This is a genomic window from Almyronema sp. (genome assembly GCF_052168255.1).
Taxonomy (GTDB): domain Bacteria; phylum Cyanobacteriota; class Cyanobacteriia; order Phormidesmidales; family Phormidesmidaceae; genus Sphaerothrix; species Sphaerothrix epifaneia.
In genome coordinates this window covers 35,970-53,641 of the sequence record NZ_JBQLZL010000002.1, presented here as the reverse complement: position 1 = coordinate 53,641, position 17,672 = coordinate 35,970, and the positions used below count along the sequence as shown (strand labels likewise).

18 protein-coding genes are annotated in these 17,672 nt (G+C 51.1%); 6 read left to right on the top strand and 12 right to left on the bottom strand.

The window, feature by feature from the left end; all coding sequences use genetic code 11:
- Positions 1-17 precede the first annotated feature (17 nt).
- Positions 18-767: a DUF4230 domain-containing protein gene (locus ACTS3T_RS00385; protein ID WP_377965585.1), complete on the top strand. Its 750-nt coding sequence runs from the start codon at positions 18-20 to the stop codon at positions 765-767.
- Here ACTS3T_RS00385 and thiL read toward each other — a convergent pair.
- Both thiL and ACTS3T_RS00375 read right to left on the bottom strand, forming a co-directional pair.
- A complete protein-coding gene (gene thiL, locus ACTS3T_RS00380) occupies positions 736-1,737 on the bottom strand; it encodes a thiamine-phosphate kinase (RefSeq protein ID WP_462934565.1) in 1,002 nt (333 codons plus the stop codon). The two genes, ACTS3T_RS00385 and thiL, sit on opposite strands and share 32 nt — an antisense overlap.
- A gap of 364 nt (positions 1,738-2,101) precedes the next feature.
- Complete coding sequence (locus tag ACTS3T_RS00375) at positions 2,102-2,713, bottom strand: DUF2062 domain-containing protein (RefSeq protein WP_377965581.1); 612 nt, start codon at positions 2,711-2,713, stop codon at positions 2,102-2,104.
- Between the two features lie 116 nt (positions 2,714-2,829).
- On the opposite strand from ACTS3T_RS00375, the gene mnmE reads away from it, so the two are divergent.
- Positions 2,830-4,212 (top strand): tRNA uridine-5-carboxymethylaminomethyl(34) synthesis GTPase MnmE, encoded by a 1,383-nt coding sequence (gene mnmE, locus ACTS3T_RS00370; RefSeq protein ID WP_377965579.1) that lies wholly within the window; start codon positions 2,830-2,832, stop codon positions 4,210-4,212.
- Positions 4,213-4,552: 340 nt separating this feature from the next.
- Here mnmE and hisG read toward each other — a convergent pair whose 3' ends face one another.
- Both hisG and ACTS3T_RS00360 read right to left on the bottom strand, forming a co-directional pair.
- Positions 4,553-5,203, bottom strand: coding sequence for an ATP phosphoribosyltransferase (hisG, locus tag ACTS3T_RS00365; protein WP_377965577.1), 651 nt, complete (start codon positions 5,201-5,203; stop codon positions 4,553-4,555).
- Positions 5,204-5,245: 42 nt separating this feature from the next.
- A complete protein-coding gene (locus ACTS3T_RS00360; protein ID WP_462934564.1) occupies positions 5,246-5,815 on the bottom strand; it encodes an NADPH-dependent FMN reductase in 570 nt (189 codons plus the stop codon).
- A 244-nt stretch (positions 5,816-6,059) separates the two neighbouring features.
- On the opposite strand from ACTS3T_RS00360, the gene ftsH reads away from it, so the two are divergent.
- Positions 6,060-7,985, top strand: coding sequence for an ATP-dependent zinc metalloprotease FtsH (gene ftsH, locus ACTS3T_RS00355; RefSeq protein WP_377965573.1), 1,926 nt, complete (start codon positions 6,060-6,062; stop codon positions 7,983-7,985).
- A gap of 5 nt (positions 7,986-7,990) precedes the next feature.
- Here the strand turns inward: ftsH and ACTS3T_RS00350 are convergent, their stop codons facing one another.
- Positions 7,991-9,133, bottom strand: a complete 1,143-nt coding sequence (locus ACTS3T_RS00350) for a serine hydrolase (protein WP_377965571.1) — start codon at positions 9,131-9,133, stop codon at positions 7,991-7,993.
- A 297-nt stretch (positions 9,134-9,430) separates the two neighbouring features.
- Complete coding sequence (gene ctpB / locus ACTS3T_RS00345) at positions 9,431-10,780, bottom strand: carboxyl-terminal processing protease CtpB (RefSeq protein ID WP_377965569.1); 1,350 nt, start codon at positions 10,778-10,780, stop codon at positions 9,431-9,433.
- A gap of 257 nt (positions 10,781-11,037) precedes the next feature.
- On the opposite strand from ctpB, the gene ACTS3T_RS00340 reads away from it, so the two are divergent.
- Genes ACTS3T_RS00340 through ACTS3T_RS00330 form a run of 3 tightly spaced genes read left to right on the top strand, consistent with a single transcriptional unit; the run spans position 11,038 to position 13,835 of the window.
- Complete coding sequence (locus ACTS3T_RS00340) at positions 11,038-11,727, top strand: YdcF family protein (protein ID WP_377965567.1); 690 nt, start codon at positions 11,038-11,040, stop codon at positions 11,725-11,727.
- A 22-nt stretch (positions 11,728-11,749) separates the two neighbouring features.
- Complete coding sequence (locus ACTS3T_RS00335; protein WP_377965565.1) at positions 11,750-12,802, top strand: dipeptide epimerase; 1,053 nt, start codon at positions 11,750-11,752, stop codon at positions 12,800-12,802.
- A complete protein-coding gene (locus tag ACTS3T_RS00330; protein WP_377965563.1) occupies positions 12,786-13,835 on the top strand; it encodes a DUF1611 domain-containing protein in 1,050 nt (349 codons plus the stop codon). Before ACTS3T_RS00335 ends, ACTS3T_RS00330 begins: the two co-directional genes overlap by 17 nt.
- Positions 13,836-13,837: 2 nt before the next feature.
- On the opposite strand, the gene infA is transcribed toward ACTS3T_RS00330, so the two are convergent.
- From infA to rplR, 6 genes are all read right to left on the bottom strand, one after another.
- On the bottom strand, positions 13,838-14,062 hold the full coding sequence (gene infA / locus ACTS3T_RS00325) for a translation initiation factor IF-1 (RefSeq protein WP_006196724.1): 225 nt from the start codon (positions 14,060-14,062) through the stop codon (positions 13,838-13,840).
- A 200-nt stretch (positions 14,063-14,262) separates the two neighbouring features.
- Positions 14,263-14,817 (bottom strand): adenylate kinase, encoded by a 555-nt coding sequence (locus ACTS3T_RS00320; RefSeq protein ID WP_377965560.1) that lies wholly within the window; start codon positions 14,815-14,817, stop codon positions 14,263-14,265.
- A complete protein-coding gene (secY, locus tag ACTS3T_RS00315) occupies positions 14,817-16,130 on the bottom strand; it encodes a preprotein translocase subunit SecY (protein WP_377965558.1) in 1,314 nt (437 codons plus the stop codon). The genes ACTS3T_RS00320 and secY overlap by 1 nt, the downstream gene beginning before the upstream one ends.
- A 124-nt stretch (positions 16,131-16,254) precedes the next feature.
- Positions 16,255-16,698, bottom strand: a complete 444-nt coding sequence (gene rplO / locus ACTS3T_RS00310; RefSeq protein WP_377965556.1) for a 50S ribosomal protein L15 — start codon at positions 16,696-16,698, stop codon at positions 16,255-16,257.
- A gap of 30 nt (positions 16,699-16,728) precedes the next feature.
- Positions 16,729-17,250 (bottom strand): 30S ribosomal protein S5, encoded by a 522-nt coding sequence (rpsE, locus tag ACTS3T_RS00305; RefSeq protein WP_377965554.1) that lies wholly within the window; start codon positions 17,248-17,250, stop codon positions 16,729-16,731.
- Positions 17,251-17,306: 56 nt separating this feature from the next.
- Entirely contained in the window at positions 17,307-17,669 is a 363-nt protein-coding gene (rplR, locus tag ACTS3T_RS00300) for a 50S ribosomal protein L18 (RefSeq protein WP_377965553.1), read from the bottom strand.
- Positions 17,670-17,672 lie beyond the last annotated feature (3 nt).

Below are 17,672 nucleotides of genomic sequence, written 5' to 3'. Positions count from 1 at the left end.
CTAGACGAGCAGAATTCATGAGCTACGACAGTTCTTCAAAACCTCAGGGCGTTTCTCGGGGCGTTTCGTTTAAGTTTCTCAACAGCTTGCTGTTGACGGTGTCCGGCAGTGTGATGTTGCTGGCGCTGCTAGCGGCAATCGGTATTTGGCGATCGGGTGGGCGTTTTTTTGAAGGGCTAATGATGATGGTGCAGCCGCCACCGCCGACGCAAGAAGTCGATATTCGATCGGTGGTGGTGCGTCAGATTCAAGGGGCTAGTGAGCTGACCACAGCCATTTTTACGATGGAAGCGGTAGTACCTGCCAAAAGCGATCGCACGGTTGCTGGTTATGTGGTGGGCAGCACTAACTTGCTTTACATTGCCTACGGAGAAGTGCGGGCGGGGGTTGACCTTAGCGAACTCACCGCTGAAGACGTGCAGATGATGGCTGATGGCGTCCGCGTCACCTTGCCGCCGCCGCGCCTGTTAGACAGCAAAATTGACGTCGATCGCTCAACCGTCTACGACTACGATCGCGGCTTTTTGGGGTTAGGGCCAGACAATGCCCCCGTTTTGCAAGATTTTGCCCAAGAAGAAGCGCTCGACAAAATTATAAAATCGGCCTGTGCTGAAGGCATTTTGCATGAAGCCAACGCCCGCGCAGAACAAGTGGTTGGCCAGCTACTGGCAACGGCAGGCTATGCCAACTACCGGGTGCTAACCCAGCCCCCGGCGGCGGAAGTTTGCTCAGCGCTTAAAAATGCTGAAACCCCTGCTCTAGAGTAAGCGTAGCGGTTGGTTCGGCTGCAGCCGTTTCTCTCAGTGTTACGGTTGGCTCAGCCACAATCGTTCCGACGATCGCGGCAGATTTCCCTAGTTGCTCTACCAGGTGATGGGCTGACGCTGGCGGCAGGGCGATCACCAGTTCAAAGTCTTCGCCCCCATAGAGGCACCAGTCTAGGGCCTGCGCGGCATTAAGCCAGGGGGTAAAGACGGCAGGAAGGGGCAACTGCGATCGCACCAGATGCGCCCCGGTTTGGCTTTCTTGGCAGATTTGTAAGACGGCATTAGCTAAGCCATCGCTGCTGTCCATCGCTGCAATCGGACGGTTGAGGGTTGCACAAACCTGCCAGAGGGTAGGCAGAACGTCAAAGCGCGGTCGCGGTCGCTGGTGGGCTTTGATTAAGTGTTGGCGATCGCCTGCGGCTAGGGTTTTTCCAGATTCAGGCTTTAGCAGCAGTTCTAACCCTGCCCGCGATGCCCCATGCTCACCTGTAACCACAATGGCATCGCCCGCCTGCGCTGCCGATCGCCGCAGAACTCGCTGAGGCCGTACCTGACCCAAAGCGGTTATCGCCACCGTAATCACCGGGGCGCGGCAGAGGTCGCCGCCCAAAATTACGCCGCCGTAATGGCTGAGGCAAGCGCCCATGCCTTGATAAAACGGTTCAATCCAGTCTAGCGATGTGGTGGGCGGTAGACCCAAGCCCAGCGTAATGCCTAGCGGTTCTGCCCCCATAGCCGCCAGGTCAGATAAGTTGGCGGCAGTGGCTCGCCAGCCGATATCTTGAGCAGAAGTGGTGCGATCGCTAAAGTGTACCTTTTCGACTAAAACGTCGGTGGTGACGACTAGCTGATGGTCGGGGGCAACCGATAACAGGGCAGCATCGTCGGCGATCGCCTCAGTGGGGCAAAACTGGCGCAGGTGTTGCAAAAGGCCAATTTCGCCAAGCTGTTGCACCGTGGGAGAGGTCATGTATGCGACTGGGTGGCGACAAGGGTTGAGAGCCGATTGCCAGCAAATGTGACAGGCCAACTCCAATGCCAAGATAACCTGGATGCGCCTCAAAGCAGCGATCTGATGAGAGCCGACCAATCCAGGTTTTTATATCGCTCAAATCGGGACGACCAGGGCTACCATAGGCAACAGGTCTCCGAACTGCCTCTTTCAGTCGGGGATTAAGGCGTCTGTTGGGTGCGCTTACACCAGCAGATGCGCCAAGGTTTTCGAATTCTGCGAAAGCCAGCCATCGCGCACGATAGCTTAATGAAAGAGCAGAGAGGCTAAAAGCCCTACGGTCAACCGTAGTTTGCGAGGCTGCATGGCTCGTTCCCCAGCGTTACGATGAGCGGCGCTTCGATCGCTGGCGGCGACCCCAATGAATCAGCCGCAACCCGCCAAAATAACCTGCGATCGCACAAAGCATCCCCATTACCGCACAGCCGACAAACAGCGTTAGCGTAATATCAGCTCCCATCTCCATCCAAACCTGCAAAGACTGCTCTTGGGGAATGGCAACTGCTCCACTGCGATCGCCCAATAACCAGCGCCCTACTTGAAAGTTCAGCGCGTAGATGGGCACATAGGTCAGCGGATTGCTCACCCAGGTTCCCGCCGCTGCCATAATTTTGTTGCCGCGAATCAAAGCTGCGATCGCAACGCCTAAAATAGTTTGAAAGCCAAAAAGCGGAAACAGTCCGGCAAAAATACCTGCCGCTAACCCCCGCGCTAGCGCTTTAGGGCTACCTTGCAAGCGCACAAAGCGATAGTAAAAATACTTGAGTCGTCTGGGCCAAACCTTTTTTTTCTTCACAGCCGCTAATAAGTGAGAGCCATCAGCCGTTGTCTTTTTGCCTAGAGCTTTTGGGGTCGATAAATTGGAGGGCTTTGCTGATGGCTGAGAGGAGGTTGCCGAGGGATCTTGGAGAGGCTTAGGTAATCTAGATGACATAGGTGTGCGCTTTTTTATCCCGGCAACTAGTTTTATTATGCTGACCCTGAGGCGGAATCCGCAGCAGTCGTTTGGCAGGAGTTTAGTTTTTGGCAGCAAGCCACTGACCTGTGACGATGTCTCAACCGATGATTCAAGCCGAAACGATTGCCGCGATCGCTACCGCTATTGTTCCCCAGCAGGGCAGCGTCGGCATCGTGCGGCTTTCAGGGGCTAGCGCTCAAGCGATCGCCCAGCAGCTTTTTCATGCCCCCGGCCAGCAACCCTGGGAAAGTCACCGCATTCTTTATGGGTATGTGCGCCACCCCCAGACCCAGCAGGTGATCGACGAAGCTTTGCTGATGCTGATGTTGGCTCCTCGCTCTTATACCCGTGAAGATGTTGTCGAGTTTCACTGTCATGGCGGCATTATGGCCGTCCAGCAGGTCTTGCAGCTTTGCTTAGCGACCGGGGCGCGGCTGGCTCAGCCCGGTGAATTTACCTTACGAGCGTTTCTCAACGGACGGCTGGATCTAACCCAAGCCGAAGGCATTGCCGATTTAGTTGGAGCGCGATCGCCCCAAGCGGCTCAAACGGCGCTGGCTGGCATTCAGGGTAAGCTAGCAAGTGCCATTGGCAGCTTGCGACAAAGCTGCTTGGCGCTTTTGGCTGAGGTAGAAGCCCGGATCGATTTTGCCGATGACCTGCCACCGTTAGCGGAAGCTGCGGTCGCCCAACAGCTTGATCAAGTTTTGGCGCAGGTGCGGCAAATTCTAGCCACGGCAGATCGAGGGGAACTGCTGCGATCGGGGTTGCGGGTTGCCATTGTGGGTCGCCCAAATGTGGGTAAATCTAGCCTGCTCAATGCCTGGAGCCGGAGCGATCGCGCCATTGTGACTAACCTACCTGGCACCACTCGCGATGTGGTTGAGTCACAGCTAGTAGTCGGTGGCATTCCGATTCAAGTGCTTGATACGGCTGGTATTCGCGATGCCCTCGATCAGGTAGAAAAAATCGGCGTCGAGCGATCGCGCCAAGCCGCTCAATCAGCCGATCTGGTCTTGCTGACGCTCGACGCCGAAGCAGGCTGGACGCCGGAAGATGCCCAGCTTTATGAACTCGTCCGCGATCGCCCGCTGATTTGGGTGATCAACAAAATAGATCTCGTCGCTCCTGAAGCGTTGAGTCTGCCTCCCCTAGCCGAACAAAGGGTCTACACGGCTGCCGCCCAGAATCAAGGCATTGAAGCCCTAGAAAATGCCATCCTAGCTGCCGTACAAGCTGGAAAACTGGCTGCTGCCGACTGGGATATCGCAATTAATCAACGCCAAGCCGCAGCGCTGACTCAAGCACAAACGGCCTTGACCCAAGTGCAAGCAACCATTCAAGCTCACCTGCCCCTAGACTTTTGGACAATCGATTTGCGCAGCGCCATCCGCGCCCTAGGCGAAATCACAGGCGATGACCTGACCGAATCTATGCTCGATCAAATTTTTAGCCGTTTTTGTATTGGCAAATAATACCGATGCTTCAACGTAAGGTAAAGATGAGAATGCCGAAACGTCTGCAGAGCAAAGACTGTTCAATTCAAAATCAAAAATCTAGAATCGAGAATTGATATAAAACGTTAGCCAACGGTTTGCTGACAGGGCGGCCTGCCCAACCAACTCAGCCTATCCCGCTTTTGTCAGTCTAGGAAAAATCGACGAATTTACGTCGTTTTGGCCGACGAGAAATAGGTCTGCCCCGATTGGGGAGCAGAGGGCTATAACTGTAGCCATAAGGGTCAAAATATTTCACTGCTGAAAGCCGCTGACAGAAAAGCTTTCCTTCTGCTCTTTTCCTTTTACTCTCTGCCTTTTAAACCGCTACTGCTGCGGCTGTTTGCTGCCGAATTTGGGCAACCAGCGGCTGCAACCCATCTGAATTCAGCCGATAGCTGAGGGGATGGGCAATCAGCCGAGCGGTGCTTTGATACAGCACTTCTAGTTCGATCAAATTGTTTTCTCGCAGCGTTGTTCCGGTTGAAACCAGATCCACAATTGCCTCAGACATGCCCGTAATTGGCCCTAACTCGACTGAGCCATACAGCGGCACAATCTCTACGGGCAAATCAATACTTTGAAAGTACTCTTTAGCACAATTTACAAACTTAGACGCCACCCGGCTGTGAGCGGGTAAATCTAGAGCTGAGCGGTAAGGACTGCTGGCTTTTACCGCGACCGACAAGCGACAGCGACCAAAGCCCAAGTCGGCCAAATGAGCCACGTTGGGGTGCTTTTCTCTCAGCACGTCGTAACCCACAATACCCACTTGAGCCTGACCATATTCCACATAGACAGGCACATCTTGCGCCCTAACTAACAGCGCCTGAGCAGTCCCCGTCGGATCGCTAATCTGTAATTGCCGATTGGCTTTGTCTAAAAAGCCGCTGAAATCTAAGCCAAGCGAACGAAAGAGGGCAATGCTGTCTCCTAGCAAAGCGCCTTTGGGCAGGGCAACGGTAATCATGGGTAGCCGCTAATTACAGAATTTTCCTGCTAATTGTATCAACTAAGCGGCTTGCCGATTTTCGGCTGGTTTGGCGGGTGCTAATTTTTGGGTGCTGAGCAGCAAACTTTCAGCAAAGCGATCGAAGCGCTCAGAAAGTTTGTCATCCACAAGCTGCCCGTTTTCGTCAAACGCCTGCCAAGCTTGCCCAATGCCGATTTGCTCTGGAATCACCCAGCCATGCACCCAGCGCATGATGATTCTGAGGTCGTTGAGGGCATTGCTGTTGGGCTGACCCCCCAAAACACTAATTAAGCCAGTAACCTTGCCCGCTAGCTCATCAAAACTCATTAGATCCAAAGCATTTTTAATCACGCCGCTAACGCTGCCGTGATACTCTGGCGTGGCTAAAATCAAGCCATCTGCTTGACGCACTGTTTCCTGCAGCCGCTTTACGTCTGGGTAGTCAGGATACGCCTTAGAACCATCACAAAAAGGCAATGTCATTTCTCGCAAGTCGAGAATTTCAACGCTGCCCCCCAGTTTTTCAAGCCGCTGCGCTGCAATTCTTAGCGCCTGCTGGCTGTAAGAATTCGGTCGCAAGCTACCGCCAATGCCAACGATTTTGACCATGATTTTAATAACTCCGTTTAGTAGCTTCAGTTAAAGGGTTTGTTTAGGTGTACCAAGTTGTACTCGATATGAGTTTATTTTAGGAGATTTTAGCGAAACCTACAAATCGGGAAAATCAGTTCAGGGATAGTGGCGGCTGTGATTCTCAAGCACTTGCCCACTATGTCTGTATTTGAGAGCTAGGATAGACAAGAAGATTGTGTTTTATAAACTTCATTTGGATTGATAAAAGGCAACTGTAATCATGACGCAACGCTCTGGTAAGTTTTTGTCTCAACCCACCAAAGCCAAGCTGGGTTCAGTCGCAACCGGTTTGATGACGGCAAGCTGGTTACTGCTACAAAGCCTTGGGGGTTTACCCCCTGCTTTGGCTCAGGAAGCTGATCCTCAAGCAGATGAGCTAACGTATAGCGGCTTGCTAGAAAAAATTGACCAGGGCGAAGTCGAGCGCGTTGAAATTGATCCGACCCGCCGAGTGGCGCTAGTGGAGTTGGCCGATCAGCCAGAAGATGCCCCGCCAGAAAAAGTCATGTTGTTTTCAGGCGATCGCAATCCTGAGCTAATTGAGCGCCTACGTGATAATCGTATTGACTTTGAGGTTGTTGAAGCTTCAGACAATGGGGCGTTGGCCTGGTTGGCGACCAATTCTTTATTAGCGCTAATTTTGATTATTGGTTTGCTGATGATTTTGCGGCGATCGGCCAATGCTTCTGGCAACGCCATGAATTTTGGCCGCTCTAAAGCTCGTTTTCAAATGGAAGCTAAAACGGGTGTTTTGTTTGATGACGTTGCTGGCATTGAAGAGGCCAAAGAAGAACTTCAAGAAGTGGTTACTTTTTTGAAGCAGCCGGAACGCTTCACGGCTGTAGGCGCGCGGATTCCTAAAGGTGTTTTGCTGATAGGACAACCGGGTACGGGTAAAACTTTGCTAGCAAAGGCGATCGCTGGTGAAGCAGGTGTACCGTTTTTTAGCATTTCGGGGTCTGAGTTTGTCGAAATGTTTGTTGGGGTTGGCGCTTCTCGCGTTCGCGACTTGTTCAAAAAAGCCAAAGAAAACGCGCCCTGTATTGTTTTTATCGATGAAATTGACGCCGTTGGTCGGCAGCGGGGAGCGGGGATTGGCGGCGGCAACGACGAGCGAGAGCAAACCCTCAATCAGTTGCTCACCGAAATGGATGGGTTTGAAGGCAACAGCGGTGTGATTGTAATTGCTGCCACCAACCGTCCTGATGTTTTAGATTCAGCTTTGCTGCGTCCTGGCCGCTTCGATCGCCAAATCATTGTCGATTTACCTACCTACAAAGGTCGTCTCGGCATTTTAGAAGTTCATGCCCGTAACAAAAAGATTGATCCAGAAGTCTCGCTAGAAGCGATCGCCCGCCGTACCCCTGGCTTTTCGGGTGCGCAACTGGCAAACCTGCTGAACGAGGCTGCTATTCTAACGGCTAGACGTCGCAAAGAAGCCATCACTTCCCTCGAAATTACGGACGCTATCGATCGGGTAACGATTGGTCTGAGCCTCACCCCCCTGCTCGACAGCAAGAAAAAGCGCCTCATTGCCTATCACGAGCTAGGGCATGCCTTGCTAATTACGTTGCTCAAGCATTCTAGCCCCCTCGATAAAGTCACGATTATTCCCCGCTCTGGTGGTGTCGGTGGCTTTGCCAGTTACTTACCCAAAGAAGATCGCGGCGATGATGGCCTCATGTCTTACGCCGAACTGGTTGATATGATTACCGTCACGCTAGGTGGTCGGGCTGCCGAAACGATTGTTTTTGGCGAAGATGAGGTCACCCAAGGAGCTAGCAACGATATTCAGCAGGTCACTAATATTGCCCGTCAAATGGTGACCCGCTTTGGCATGTCTGAGCTAGGTTCCTTCGCTTTAGAAAACTCTAATAGTGAGGTCTTTTTGGGACGGGACTTGATGCCCCGTTCGGAGTTTTCCGAAGAGATGGCTGCCCAAATTGACCGCCAGGTACGCAACCTGGTTAAAGATTGTTATCTCAAAGCCTGTGACTTGCTAGGGCAAAACCGACCGCTCATCGATCGCCTAGTTGATCTGCTACTCGAAAAAGAAACGCTAACCGGAGACGAATTTCGCCAGATCGTCAGCGAGTATACGGGGCTTTCTGAAAAAGAACTGGCGAAGTCAATGGCGGTTGGTTAGAAAGTCTAGGGGGCTAACGCTGCGATCGCACTGCGATATAAGGCCATCATCTCAGTTTCATCGATCCCAGCACTGTGGTTCCAGGTGGCTGCTACGCAGCAACGCTCACCGTCCTGACTCTGGAGCTGAGTTGTCAAGTTGAGTACCCCTGGTTCAGACCCGCCCTTAAAAGCAACGGTGGCCCAGTCTTGCGGATCGGCAATGCCTGGATTGACCTGCATCAGCGGCAAATCGGCAACCGTCGCGATCGCCGCACACAATTCTTCTGCAGATAAAAACCATTCGACATCAAGCGCTAACGGCTCCCCTTCAAACAGGTCAGCCGCAGGCAAGGGCAATATGGCTAAGTGGTCTAACACTTGTTGCTGTATCGCTAAGTTGCCTTGGCGATAGCGCTCTAGCAGTGCCCTGTTTTGCGGGTCTTTCAATATAAAGAACTGGCGCGTGGTCAGAAAAGGCTGGTTGCGTGGCGACAACGTCGTTAAAGCCGCTTGCCCCACTAGGTGGATCAAGGCGTCGGTTGCGGTATTGTCGCTGAGAGAAATCATCAACGTAGCCAGGGTTTGCAACGTTATCGGTGAGTCCGTTGGCCAAGTTTGCAAAATACCGCTCGGCAAACTACGCCATGCAGGTTGTAGGCGCACAACCGTATGCCAACGCTGCTGGCCTGACTCAATCTGCTGTCGGAGCGCTTGCAGCACAATGAGTTTAAAGGCTGAACCAACGGCTAAGGGCTGCTCGGCCTGATAGCTGGTGATGGGTGCGCCATCAGCCAACACTAAAAAACTAACCTCACCCGGCAACTCGGCAAAGCGCTGCTGAATATCCGCTAGCGACAAACCATTTAGCAGCGGTGGCTGAAACAGCAAACCCGTAATTTGGCCACGATTGTTAAGCGTAAGGCGGGCTTCAACCGTACCCCGCTCGAAGGTTATCAAGTAGCCATTGGCCTGGGGTGTCGTATGCTGGTACGCGCCTAAGCGAGCTTGAATACTCTGAACAATCTGCGACACCTGAGCCAGCGACACCTGAGCTAAAAAGCTGGCAGCAAACCAGTCTGCCTGTAGTTCAGAGTGGGTTAAAATGCGCTCTAAAGCCGCTACTGGATCTAGATGGGCCACTTGAGTTAGACGAGGAGTGGCTGGCATAACTTTATCGGGCGATCTGGCTACAGCTAGGGGGAGATTGCCTAAACATAGAATTAGCCAACAGCTAATTACTTTGAGGCAAGTCGCAGTCAGGTTGCTCATGGCTCAGGCGTCCTCAAGATGCACATTGGGCTGGGAGCAAATTACCCCGTCCACATTCTCAAGCAGCCACTGACTAAAATCAACCTTTGCCCCGTCAACTGACGATCGCTTAAAAGCGGGCTGATTGTTTTATCTTAACCGCGCTTAACCGAGCTAGGCGTTCCATCGCCTAGCTAATTGACTAGCAGGTCTAGCTTAAATCCCTCGACCCAAGCGGCTGGGTTCAGCCGTTTCAGAAAGTGTCGGCTGGCTTTGCTGCCGATTGACTAAAATTGTTTCTGATAAAACCGCGATCGCTCTGGCATACTGCGGATCCGAAGGGGTCGCCAATAGATTGGGATTAGCCCGCAGTTGCCGCAGTTGGCCCGCTGTCAAGTCTATTTCAATATCAGGCGTAATCCCTTTACGGCTAATATCTGTACCGTTAGGCGTGTAGTAATGGGCGACTGTGACGGCAATGCCTGAACCGTCTGATAGGCCGTGCAAAGACTGCACCAGGGCTTTACCAAAGGTTGTACTGCCAACGACTGTGGCTCGTCCATTGTCTCGCAGTGCTCCGGTCAAAATTTCGCTAGAGCTAGCTGAACGTCCATCTACTAGCACGGCTAAAGGCAGCGTTGTTAACGCAGTGCGGTTAGCGTTGATTTCGTCATCATTGCCAAAGCGATCAACCGTTCGGACAATAGATCCTCGTTGCAGCCACATGCGGCTAATCTCAATGCTGGAATTGAGCAAGCCACCCGGATTGCCGCGTAAATCTAAAACGAAGGCTTCTACGTCGTCATCCAGCAGTTTGGTGATCGCAGCCTGCATTTGTTCAGTGGCATGGGCGTTAAACTCAGTCAAACGAATGTAGCCGATCCGCGTATCGTTTTCGGCTTTGACTTCGTAATGAACAGTTTCAACTTCGATTAAAGCTCGCGTTAAGATAACTGTCTGGCGTCTGTTTTGACTGTTGCGATCGCCAATGGTTAAGGTTACTTGGCTACCGGCTTCTCCCCGAATTAACTGTGAGACTGCCTCTACCGTCATCAAATCCGTAGAGCGCCCGTCCACCATCAAAAGGTAGTCTCCGGCCTGAATGCCAGCGCTAGCAGCGGGTGAACCTTCTAGCGCTTCCACCACTACGATCTTTCTGGCAGCCTCATCGCGCTGTAGCTTGAGACCCACACCAGACACTTCGCCAGAAGTTTGGTCAGTTAATTCTGAGTACTGCTGAGGATCTAAAAATCGGGTATAGGGATCGTTTAGCTGCCGTAGCGCTTGCCGTAGTGCGGCGTAAGCTTGCTCTGAAGATGAATATTCTTGGCCTAACAGCGTTTGGCGGACGGCTTGCCAGTCTACGTAGTTAAAGTTGCCGTCCACATATTCTCGATTCACAATTTGCCAAGCTTCGTCTAAAACCGCCTTGGGACTATCGTGAAAGCTAGCGTTTGCTGCGTTACTGAGGACAGGTAGAACAGGGGAGAAAACAGCGGTCGTGGCGATCGCGCCACTAATCAGGCAGAGTTGCGACAGGTGGCGAAAATTGAGGGCTGAGTTCATGGACGACTTCGGAGATGACTAGCGGGTTAACGAGGCAACGTAACGTGGCGCAGACTAATCATGACAAGGCGGCTAACTATAAGCTAGCTGCTATGTGCCAGTCTAGCGATCGCACAGCCCCTGAGAAACAGTGATCTACCGGAATTTTACTGAGGCCGCTGACTTGCACTCCTAAGATAGCGATTCTAGGGAACAGATGGCCACAACCGTTAGAAAAATTGCCCTTTAATATAGGAAAAACCTGATAGTCTTAATTTTTGGCGCTGGCTTCTGTGTTCTATCGCTTTTTTGCCTCTACTTGCCTCAGACACCCTATTCAACGAGGGGGGGTGTTGCTTTTAACCCTACTCCTGTGGGGGCTAATCAGTCTAGGGGGCAAACTGCATCATGCCGCCCAAGGTTCGGTAGATGCCTTTTTGGTTTTGGGGGGTAGCGTTCGTCGCGAAATGCATGTCGCTGATCTCCTGCCCCAGTTTCCAGCCGCTCAGGTTTTGATTTCTTCTGGCTCTCAAGACCCCTGCATTCGTCTGCTGTTTGAACAAGCCCAAACCCCCTTAAACCAGGTTTGGCTAGAAAATTGCGCCCGCTCAACTTTTGGCAATTTTTACTTTAGCCTCCCTATTCTCAAACGCTGGCATGTGCAGAAAGTTCGTCTAGTCACTTCATCCACGCATCTGCCAAGGGCAAAGTGGATGGCTCAAATTCTTTTAGGCGCACATGGTATTTGGGTTGAACCTGACATTGTGGATGAAACGGGTGTGCCTGGTAATCAAGAGCAGCCCCTGAAAACGGCTTTAGATTTGTCTCGTACACTGATTTGGGCGATCGCCAGTCAGGTCTATACCCCCTCCTGCTCAGCGGTTTTACCCTTAACCGCTGTAGATTTAGAGGCTTGGCGACAGCGTGGCTTCAAATGCGAACATCAAGCTGATATTGAAGGCTCATAAAAGGTATTCCGCAGAAATAGAGATGCAGATTGAATGGCAAATTTTTACCGTACACAAACGCGTCCCCCTGACCATTAGCCGGGGTACGCACACTGCTTCTAGCAACCTTTGGCTACGCTTAAGCGCAGACAATATTGAAGGCTGGGGAGAAGCAACGCCGTTTTCAATCGGTCATGAAACTCAGACGGCTGAGGCGATTGCAGCCGAACTCAGCCAAATCCAGACCGAACTGGAAAAGCTGCATCCTTTGCAGCATCAAGCCATTGCCGATCTTATGCAAGCCGCTCAGCTTCATTCGGCCACTCGCGCAGCTGTAGATGTTGCTTTGTATGACTGGTTAGGCAAGCGTGTTCATTTACCGCTGTGGCAGCTTTGGGGACTCGAGCGCGATCGCATTGGGCCAACGGCTGTCACCATCGGCATTAGCTCCCCCGCCGCCGCAGTCGAACGTTTGCAAAGCTGGCTAGCGCTATTTTCAGCGCGTTCTGTCAAGGTCAAATTGGGTAATCCGGCGGGCATCGAAGCCGATCAGGCTATGATGATGGCTTTGTTAGACGTCATTCCCCCTCAGGCAAAAGTGAGTGTCGATGCCAACGGTGGCTGGACTTTACCTGTAGCTATTAAAATGGCGGACTGGCTGGCCGAACGAGGGGTGACGTATCTAGAGCAGCCGTTGCCCGTTGATCACTTGAGTGAATTTACTGCCCTCTATCAGCGATCGCCACTACCCATTTTTGCCGATGAAAGCTGCTTTACCAGCCAGGATATTCCTTCACTGGCGGACTGTGTTCATGGCATTAACATCAAACTAATGAAAGCTGGCGGCTTAAGCGAAGCCAAGCGAATGATTAACGTCGCTCGTGCCTGTAAACTGCAAGTCATGTTTGGCTGCTACTCAGATAGTGCTTTGTCTAACACGGCACTTGCCCAGCTTTCACCTTTAGCCGATCATCTCGATCTTGATAGCCACCTCAACCTTAAAAATGATCCGTTTGTAGGGGCTAGCTTAGATAATTCATGCCTTTACCCCAACCATCAACCAGGACTAGGAGTTGCCCATGCAATTAACCGCTGAACACCGCATTGCCATTTTGCTTCATGGCGGCACTCAGGGTACAAAAGGTAAAACTGGCTTAGCAATGCTGCGCTACAGTCCGTTACCTATTGTGGCGGTTATTGATCAAGATTGTGCCGGAGAGTCTTTAGCAGCGCTAACCGGAATTCAACGACAGGTGCCTATTGTGGCCTCAGTAACTGCCGCGCTGGCCTATCAACCTACCGTCTTGGCTATTGGAATTGCGCCATCGGGAGGGGCGCTACCAACCGCTTGGTACCAGGAAGTCAAACAAGCAGCAGCAGCAGGCTTGTCTATCGTGAACGGTCTGCACACCCCTATGGCAGCCGATCCTGACCTTACGGCTATGATGCAACCTAACCAGTGGATTTGGGATGTCAGGCAAGAACCCGCTGGCCTGAGCGTAGGTTCAGGCAAAGCTAAAGACCTCAATTGCCTGAGAGTTCTAACGGTAGGTACTGACATGGCTGTTGGTAAGATGTCTACCAATCTTGAACTCTACAAAGCCTGTAAACAGCGCGGTATCCGAGCCAAAATCATCGCAACGGGGCAAACTAATCTCATGCTAGGAGATGACGGGGTAGCCCTAGATGCTGTTCGCGTTGACTTTGCTGCTGGTGCCATTGAGCAGCTAGTGCTTAAGTATGGATCTGATTATGAGATTTTATTTGTCGAAGGCCAGGGTTCTTTAATGAATCCAGCTTCGACGGCTACTTTGCCGCTGTTAAGGGGCGCTCAACCCACCCATTTGCTACTGGTTCATCGAGCTGGACAGACTCACATCCAAAACTTTGCTGAGTTTCAGATACCGCCTTTGCCTGAAGTTGTTCGGGTTTACGAGACAGTGGCTAGCGCTGGAGGTACTTTTTTAGCTCCACCTGTGGTTGGTATTGCTCTCAACACCTCACATTTGCCAGAAGCAGCCGCCAAAACTGCGATCGCTCAAACTCACCTAGACACCGGGTTACCCTGCACTGACGTAGTGAGATTTGGTGCTGAACCGCTGCTAGATGCGATTTTGAACTGTTCTTAGCTTTATTTTTTCCGCAATCGATAAGTGATTCGGCCTTTGCTCAAGTCGTAAGGCGTCAACTCTACCTTGACGCGATCGCCCGGCAAAATTTTAATATAGTTGCGTCGAATCTTGCCCGAAATATGAGCAAGCACGTTAAACCCGTTATCCAAATCCACCCGAAACATTGCGTTTGGCAATGACTCGGTAACGGTTCCTTCCATTTCGATCAAATCTTGCTTAGACAACTAGCATTCCCTCAATTCAACAAAGCCTGCAGCTAGCAGTAAAAGGCTCAACGGCCAAAAATACTGTCAGCTAGCCACAGAAAGCCACCTACTTTATAAAGCTCTTTGATTGCTCAACTAACTTTCCATTCAAAAGTAGCAAATATTAGACCCAACTCGTACCAGACTTGAGAAAGACTTCGCTCAAGCCACAAAACCCATCAAACGCTAACGATCTTTCGCAGTTCCTCAGTGACGACTTCCATCGGTTGGTTGCCATCTACTGAAACAAGCTGCTGACGATTGCGGTAAAAATCAATGAGTGGCGCTGTCTGCTGGCGATAAACCTGAAGCCGATTGCGAATGACTTCTTCGGTATCGTCTTGGCGACCTCGCTTCAAAAGTCGAGCAATAATCACCTCGTCTGGTACATCCAAGTTCACCACAAAGTCGCAGGGCTGCTGAATAGCTTCAAGCAGTTCGTCTAAAAAGGTGGCCTGCGGTACATTTCGGGGAAAGCCATCTAGAACCCAGCCACTGGTGACATCAGTCTGAGACAACCGTTCGCGGATGAGATCAAGAATCAAGTTATCTGGAACCAGTTCCCCCGCCGTCATGTAGAATTCTGCTTTCTTACCCAGGTCGGTTTGCTGAGTAACGGCTGAACGCAAAATGTCGCCAGTAGAGATATGAGGAACCGTGCAAATTTCCGAAAGAGCGATCGCTTGCGTTCCCTTTCCAGCACCGGGTGGCCCTAAAAAAATTAATCGAGTCACTACTGCTTTACCATCCCTTCGTATCGCTGCGAAATAACGTACGTTTGAATTTGCTTGGCTGTGTCAATCGCAACCCCTACCAGGATAAGCAAAGAAGTTGCACCCAATCCTCTAAATGTTTGAACTCGCGTTGCGCTCTCAACAGCACTGGGAATGACTGCAACCAACCCTAGAAAAATGGCACCCAAAAACGTTAGTCGGTTCAGCACTTTGCCAATATATTCAGTCGTCGCCTTGCCGGGGCGAATACCAGGAATACTCGCTCCCATCTTTTTCAAGTTGCGAGACATATCTTCAGGATTGACAATCAACGAAGCGTAAAAGTAGCTGAAGAAAAGAATTAGCAGCAAGTAAAGACCTACATACAGCCATGATGTGGGACTGAAGTAAGTGTTAACAAACTGAGCAAACCCCGGACTGGAAATATATTGAGTCAGTGAAATTGGAATAACCAGTACAGCCGAAGCAAAGATAATCGGCATAACCCCGCCCTGATTCAACCGTAGGGGCAAGTAGTTGCTCTTCTCTAAATACAGCTTTCTGCCTACCTGACGTCGGGCGGAAATGATTGGAATTCGTCGGGTTCCTTCTTGAACAAAAATAATACCCACAATCATGGCTAGAAACACCAGCATGAGGATAATAATGCCGCCCACAATGCTGCGATCGCCACTTTGGGCTAGGTCAATTGTTTGCCCTAAAGAACGCGGTAGCGAAGAAACGATGTTGACAAAAATAAGCAACGAAGCACCATTGCCAACACCCCTTTCGGTAATAAGTTCGCCAACCCACATGACAAACATAGAGCCTGCTGTCAGCGCTAAAACTGTCTCTATAACGAAGGGAATACCTGGGGTTCGAGCAAACTGCATCAACAAAAAGGACGACAGCAGCGTACTCTGCAAAATTGCCCAACCCAGCGCTACATAGCGAGTAATTTGAGACAGCTTGCGTCTGCCCGCTTCTCCTTCGTTTTTTTGCAGGTCTTCTAAAGCAGGAATAGCAGCAGTCAAAAGCTGCAAAATAATGGAGGCATTAATGTAAGGCAAAATACCTAGTGCAAAAATGCCGAGTGCCGATAAGCCACCCCCTACGAAGATGTCAACAAACCCCAAAACACCGCCCACACTGTTGCTTTGGAGGTATTGGTTAAAAGCGACACGGTCAATGCCAGGGACAGGGATAAAAACCCCTAGACGAACCAGAACCAGAAGCCCTAGCGTCACCAGCAGACGGCTTCTCAAGCCAGCAGCCTGAGCCATCTGCATAAATGTTTCCTGTGCGTTGGGCGATTTGCCGCGACTAACGACCATGTTGGAATACCTCTACCTGTGCTTGCGATCACCTTCAACGTCTTTATACTAACGATAATTGGCTACTGAATAAATCAGCGATCGCTCTATCGTTGGCCTGACATCAGAGAAATAGGGGTAGTTTCTAAATTACTTCAGCACTACCGCCTGCTGCCTCAATTTTTTCTCGGGCAGACTGGGTAAAGGCAGCTGCTTTTACAGTTAAAGACTGGGTAAGTTCACCATCTCCCAAAATCTTCAGCGGCCCCTTTTCGGCTGTTAAAATACCAGCTTCTAGTAGCGATTCTAGAGTGACTTCAGTTCCTGCCGCCAACGTTTCCAGAGCGCCTACATTGAGAATGGTATAGCGTTTCTGATTGACGATGGGAAAGTGCTTGAGTTTGGGCAAGCGTCGATAGAGCGGTAGTTGGCCCCCCTCAAACCCAGGACGAGTGCTGCGTCCAGAGCGCGACTTTTGTCCCCGCATCCCAAAACCACCACTAGCGCCTTGGCCAGCAGAAATACCTCGACCTATTCGCCGCCGCCGCCGTTTAGAGCCTTGCTTAGGCTGAGCGTCTTGCAGTCTCATGAATCAACCCCCTATGAAGCAAACAATTCTTTAGCTATAAAGCTTTTCAATAGAAACGCCGCGCTCTTCGGCCACATCCGCAAGCGTACGCAAAGCCGACAACGCGCTCACAGCAGCTCTAGCATTGCTCAAAGGATTATCCGAACCTAACTGCTTCGCTAGAATGTTGCGAACACCTGCTAGCTCTAACACAGTTCGAACGGCTCCTCCCGCAATTACACCTGTTCCAGGTGCTGCAGGACGCATCATCACTTTAGCACCCGTACCAACCCCATACGTGGGATGAGGAATAGAGTTGGCCTTAGTCAAAGGAACCTCAACGATGTGTTTTTTCCCATCAGCGACGCCCTTGCGAACGGCACCAATGACATCGCTGGCTTTACCCACACCGACGCCAACTTGACCACGCTCGTTTCCGACAACAACAATGGCTCTGAAGCTGAGCTTCTTGCCCCCCTTAACAACCTTGGTAACTCGGCGAATCTGAACGACTCGCTCTTGCCAATCTGTCTCTTTCTCTTTGCTACGATTGCTTTTGCGACGATTCGCCATAGTCCCTAAACCTAAAATCTATATCTTTGCTTGGAGTGTAATCTCAAAAGATTTGCCTAAAAGTCTAGGCCCGCTTCTCGAGCCGCATCGGCTAAAGCAGCAACTCGACCATGATAGAGATTGCCACCGCGATCGAAGACAACCTGCTTAATACCTTTTTGAATAGCCCGTTCAGCAATCAGCTTACCAACCTGAGCAGATGCATCCTTGGTAGCACTTTTTTCTAAAGCAGCTTTTAAGTCTGTATCTACGGTCGAGGCGGCCACTAACGTGTGGTGTTGAGTATCGTCAACAATCTGAGCGTAGATGTGAAGATTAGAGCGAAACACAGAAAGGCGAGGCCGCTCAGGTGTCCCTTCGAGCTTTCGCCGAATCCGCGAATGACGTCTTCGTGTTTGTTCTTTCCGAGAGATCTTCATAGT

Coding starts and splice junctions, on each gene's coding strand:
- mnmE (WP_377965579.1), top strand. CDS start 2,830: ATGTCTCAACCGATGATTCAAGCCGAAACGATTGCCGCGATCGCTACC.
- ftsH (WP_377965573.1), top strand. CDS start 6,060: ATGACGCAACGCTCTGGTAAGTTTTTGTCTCAACCCACCAAAGCCAAG.
- ctpB (WP_377965569.1), bottom strand. CDS start 10,780: ATGAACTCAGCCCTCAATTTTCGCCACCTGTCGCAACTCTGCCTGATT.
- ACTS3T_RS00335 (WP_377965565.1), top strand. CDS start 11,750: ATGCAGATTGAATGGCAAATTTTTACCGTACACAAACGCGTCCCCCTG.
- ACTS3T_RS00350 (WP_377965571.1), bottom strand. CDS start 9,133: ATGCCAGCCACTCCTCGTCTAACTCAAGTGGCCCATCTAGATCCAGTA.
- ACTS3T_RS00385 (WP_377965585.1), top strand. CDS start 18: ATGAGCTACGACAGTTCTTCAAAACCTCAGGGCGTTTCTCGGGGCGTT.
- ACTS3T_RS00330 (WP_377965563.1), top strand. CDS start 12,786: ATGCAATTAACCGCTGAACACCGCATTGCCATTTTGCTTCATGGCGGC.
- rplR (WP_377965553.1), bottom strand. CDS start 17,669: ATGAAGATCTCTCGGAAAGAACAAACACGAAGACGTCATTCGCGGATT.
- rpsE (WP_377965554.1), bottom strand. CDS start 17,250: ATGGCGAATCGTCGCAAAAGCAATCGTAGCAAAGAGAAAGAGACAGAT.
- thiL (WP_462934565.1), bottom strand. CDS start 1,737: ATGACCTCTCCCACGGTGCAACAGCTTGGCGAAATTGGCCTTTTGCAA.
- secY (WP_377965558.1), bottom strand. CDS start 16,130: ATGGTCGTTAGTCGCGGCAAATCGCCCAACGCACAGGAAACATTTATG.
- hisG (WP_377965577.1), bottom strand. CDS start 5,203: ATGATTACCGTTGCCCTGCCCAAAGGCGCTTTGCTAGGAGACAGCATT.
- ACTS3T_RS00360 (WP_462934564.1), bottom strand. CDS start 5,815: ATGGTCAAAATCGTTGGCATTGGCGGTAGCTTGCGACCGAATTCTTAC.
- rplO (WP_377965556.1), bottom strand. CDS start 16,698: ATGAGACTGCAAGACGCTCAGCCTAAGCAAGGCTCTAAACGGCGGCGG.
- ACTS3T_RS00375 (WP_377965581.1), bottom strand. CDS start 2,713: ATGTCATCTAGATTACCTAAGCCTCTCCAAGATCCCTCGGCAACCTCC.